The sequence below is a fragment of the Anaeromyxobacter sp. PSR-1 genome, assembly GCF_000964525.1.
GTDB lineage: Bacteria > Myxococcota > Myxococcia > Myxococcales > Anaeromyxobacteraceae > Anaeromyxobacter.
The window spans coordinates 1-3,378 of sequence record NZ_BAZG01000288.1; the positions used below are offsets into that span (position 1 = coordinate 1).

4 protein-coding genes and 2 pseudogenes are annotated in these 3,378 nt (G+C 77.3%); 3 read left to right on the forward strand and 3 right to left on the reverse strand.

Annotated elements, in window-relative coordinates:
- A pseudogene (locus tag PSR1_RS22455) lies at window positions 1-280 on the forward strand (carboxypeptidase regulatory-like domain-containing protein); the annotation flags it as partial.
- 33 nt (window positions 281-313) lie between these two features.
- The gene (locus PSR1_RS22460) at window positions 314-841 is read left to right on the forward strand and encodes a gamma-glutamylcyclotransferase family protein (RefSeq protein WP_059439539.1); all 528 of its coding nucleotides are present in this window, start codon (window positions 314-316) and stop codon (window positions 839-841) included.
- A 12-nt stretch (window positions 842-853) separates the two neighbouring features.
- Here the strand turns inward: PSR1_RS22460 and PSR1_RS22465 are convergent, their stop codons facing one another.
- Window positions 854-1,684 carry a Sir2 family NAD-dependent protein deacetylase gene (locus tag PSR1_RS22465; RefSeq protein WP_237758205.1) on the reverse strand — a complete coding sequence of 277 codons (831 nt, stop codon included), beginning with the start codon at window positions 1,682-1,684 and terminating at the stop codon, window positions 854-856.
- Window positions 1,685-1,694: 10 nt separating this feature from the next.
- A complete protein-coding gene (locus PSR1_RS22470) occupies window positions 1,695-2,561 on the reverse strand; it encodes a helical backbone metal receptor (protein WP_059439541.1) in 867 nt (288 codons plus the stop codon).
- A 48-nt stretch (window positions 2,562-2,609) separates the two neighbouring features.
- Here PSR1_RS22470 and apaG point away from each other — a divergent pair, with 48 nt between their 5' ends.
- Window positions 2,610-2,987 (forward strand): Co2+/Mg2+ efflux protein ApaG, encoded by a 378-nt coding sequence (gene apaG, locus PSR1_RS22475; RefSeq protein ID WP_059439542.1) that lies wholly within the window; start codon window positions 2,610-2,612, stop codon window positions 2,985-2,987.
- 23 nt (window positions 2,988-3,010) lie between these two features.
- On the opposite strand, the pseudogene PSR1_RS22480 reads toward apaG, so the two are convergent.
- Window positions 3,011-3,378: pseudogene (locus tag PSR1_RS22480) on the reverse strand (hypothetical protein); the annotation flags it as partial.

Below are 3,378 nucleotides of genomic sequence, written 5' to 3' on the forward strand. Positions count from 1 at the left end.
GGAGGGCGTGGTCCGCGGCGTCGGGGCGCCGGTGAAGGGGTTCGCGCTGGAGGTCGCCTCGCAGCCGGGGCCGGAGGGCTGGCGCACGCTCGAGGTGCACCGCTTCGCCGGCGACCGGTTCGAGCTGGGCGACCTGCCCGCCGGACCGCTGCGCGTCGCGGTGCGCGCCGCCGACGGTCGGCGCGGCGAGGCCGAGGTGCGGCTCGCGGCCGGCGAGGTGCGGCGGCTGGAGGTGGCGGTCTCGGCGGCGGTCCCGGCGCGCGCCCCCGGCGGCCGCTGACGAGCCGCGCCGGGCCCGTTACACGGGAGTCCCATGTCCCTCCCCGTCGTCGGCAAGGCGCACGAGGCCAGCGCCGCGCAGCCCTTCACCTGGTTCGTGTACGGCTCCTCGCTCGATCCCGAGGCGTTCGCCGCCTGGGCGCGCGATCACGGCTACGCGCCCCCCGACCTCGGCCAGGGCCGGCCCGCGGCGCTCCCCGGCTTCCGCCTCGCGTTCGACGTCGTGTCGCGCTTCTGGGGCGGCGCGGTGGCGAGCCTGGCCGAGGCGGAGGGCGAGACGGTGGAGGGGCTGGCGCTCGCGCTGCCGGGCGCGGCGCGCGGGATGGTCGAGCACAAGGAGGGCGTCATCTCGGGCCTGTACGCGCCGCAGGAGGTGACGCTGCGGCTCGCGGACGGGACCGAGGTCCGCGCGATCGCGTTCCGCGCCGCGCCGGATCGCCGGCTGCCCCAGGACGCGCCGCCCTCCCCCGCCTACCTCGACGCGGTGATCCGCGGCGCGCGCGCGGCCGGGCTGTCGGCGGCGTGGCTCCGCACGCTCGAGGCGCTGCGCGCGGCGCGCTGACCGTCGCGCCCGCTACCCGGCCCCGAGCGCCGCCACGATCCCGGGGAGCCGCGCGCAGGCGCTGCCGCGCGCGAAGAAGCCGCGCTCGGACCGCGCCGCCAGCTCGGCGAACGGGTTCTCCTCGGGGTTCACGTCCACCAGCGCCGCGCCGCGGTGGAAGGCGATGCGGCCGATCTGCATGGGCAGGTTGGTGGCGCCGCTCGTGCCGACCACGAGCAGCAGGTCCGCCGCCTCGGCGGCGCGGACGGCGCTGTCCATCCGGTAGTTCGCCTCGTCGTAGTACTCGTCGAACCAGAGCACGTGCGGCCGCAGCCAGCCGCCGCAGGCCGGGCAGGAGAGCTGGCTGCGCTCGCGCTCGGTGAAGGGGTCGTCCTTGCGGCGCGGCGCCATCGCCGGCAGGTCGAGCAGCCCGACGCCGCACTCCGCCGCGCAGCGGACGTAGGCGGCGTCCCCGTGGATGCAGAAGACGCGGCGCGAGCCGGCGCGGCGGTGGAGGCCGTCGATGTTCTGGGTGACGAGCGTGAACCGCTCGCCGAGCGCGGCCTCGAGCCGCACCAGCGCCTCGTGCCCCGCGTTCGGCCGGGCGTCGCGGCACACGCCGAACCGGTACAGGTACCAGCGCCACACCTCCTCCGGCGCGGCCTCGAACATCTCCCGCGTGGCCATCTCCTGCGGCATGTAGTTGCGGGAGCCGACCACCCAGTAGCCCTCCGCGCCGCGGAAGGTCGGGATGCCGCTCTCCGCGGAGATGCCGGCGCCGGTGAGCGCCACCACCTTCCCGCGCGCCTCCCGCACCTCGGCCAGGATGCGCTCCAGCTTCGCCTCGAGCCCCGCGGTCGCCATGGCGTCCATGTTAGCCCGCGGGCGGACCCCGCAGCTCCCCCTCCCGGCGGGCGGGCAGCCGGTCGCCGCGCGCCACCGCCGCCACGATGCCGGCGAGCGCGCGCACCCCGTCGGTCAGGGCCGCCGGGCCGGGCTGGAGGATGATCGCGCTCCGCAGCTCGTAGAGCTGGTCGTCGCGCACCGCCGGGACGCCGGCCCACCCCGGCCGCGCCCGGATCACCTCGCGCCGGGCCTTCTTCCCGCACCAGCTCGCCACCACCGCCTCCGGCGCGCGCCGCGCCACCTCCTCGGGGGCGACGATCCGGCCCTTCGCCGCGTGCGAGGCGCGGGTCTCCGCGCACACGTCCTCGGCGCCCGCCAGCTCCAGGAGCTCCGAGACCCAGCGGATCCCGGCGATGAGCGGGTCGGGCCACTCCTCGAAGAACACGCGCGGGCGGCGGGGCAGCGCGGCCGCCGCCTCGGCGACGCGCGCCAGGCCGCCCTCCAGCTCGGCCGCGAGCGCCTCCCCCGCCTCGGCGCGGCCCACCGCCGCGGTGACCAGCCGGAGCGTCTGGAGGATCTCCGCCACCGAGCGCTGGTTCGTGACGAGCACCGGGATCCCGCGCCGCACCAGGTCGCGCGCCACGTCGGCCTGCAGGTCGGAGAAGCCGACCACCAGGTCCGGCCGGAGCGCCGCGATCGCGTCGCCGTCGGCGGAGAGGAACGCGCTCACCCGCGGCTTGCGGCGGGCCTCGGGTGGACGGACGGTGAACCCCGAGACGCCCACCACCAGGTCCCCCGCGCCGATGCGGTAGAGCGTCTCGGTGGTCTCCTCGGTGAGGCACACCACGCGGCGGGGGTGCGGCGGGGCCTGCGAGAGGAGCGCGGCGAGATCCACGTTGGGCCACCCTGGCGCGACGGCGCGCCCCGGTTATAAGGGGTGGGCGTGTCCACCGCCGTCACCGAGGGCATCGAGGTCACCGTGCGCAGCACCTTCCGGCCCGAGCGGTCCGAGCCGGGGAGGTTCCTGTTCTCGTACTCGGTGCGGGTCGCGAACCGGGGCGAGGTCCCGGCGCAGCTCGTGTCGCGCCACTGGATCATCGTGGACGCGAACGGCGAGCGCGAGGAGGTGGTGGGCGACGGCGTGGTCGGCCAGCAGCCCCACCTCGAGCCCGGCGAGCACTTCGAGTACACCAGCTTCTGCGTGCTGAAGACGCCGCACGGCTCGATGCGCGGCACCTACCGGATGGTGCGCGACGACGGGCGGTCGTTCGACGCGACCATCGCGCCGTTCCCGCTGGTGGTGCCGGGCTCGCTGAACTGAGGGCGCGCGGCGCGCAGGCGCCGTCAGCGCCGGATCAGCTCGTCCAGCAGGTCGCGCTCGGTGAGCAGGCCGCGCTTCAGGAGCGCGCGGAACAGCGCCGCCATCGCCTGCGCGGGCTTCACGATCTCCGGCTCGGCGGGCGCGCCGGCGGCGAGGCGCTCCAGCGCGGCCAGGATGGCGCGCTCACGGTCGGTGAACGGCGAGGGCTCGGCCATCGGCACGGGCGTGAGCGTGCCCAGCCCCTCCTGCGGGATGGCGCCGAGCAGCGCCGCCCGCGCGGCCTCCACCTCCTCGGGCCCGGGGTGATCCTCGAGCTCGAGCGAGAGGCCGGGCGCCAGGGGCGCGGTGAACGCGCCCGGCGCGGGCGCGGGCGGGGGCGGGGCGGCGCGCG

Coding starts and splice junctions, on each gene's coding strand:
- PSR1_RS22460 (WP_059439539.1), top strand. CDS start 314: ATGTCCCTCCCCGTCGTCGGCAAGGCGCACGAGGCCAGCGCCGCGCAG.
- PSR1_RS22465 (WP_237758205.1), bottom strand. CDS start 1,684: ATGGCGACCGCGGGGCTCGAGGCGAAGCTGGAGCGCATCCTGGCCGAG.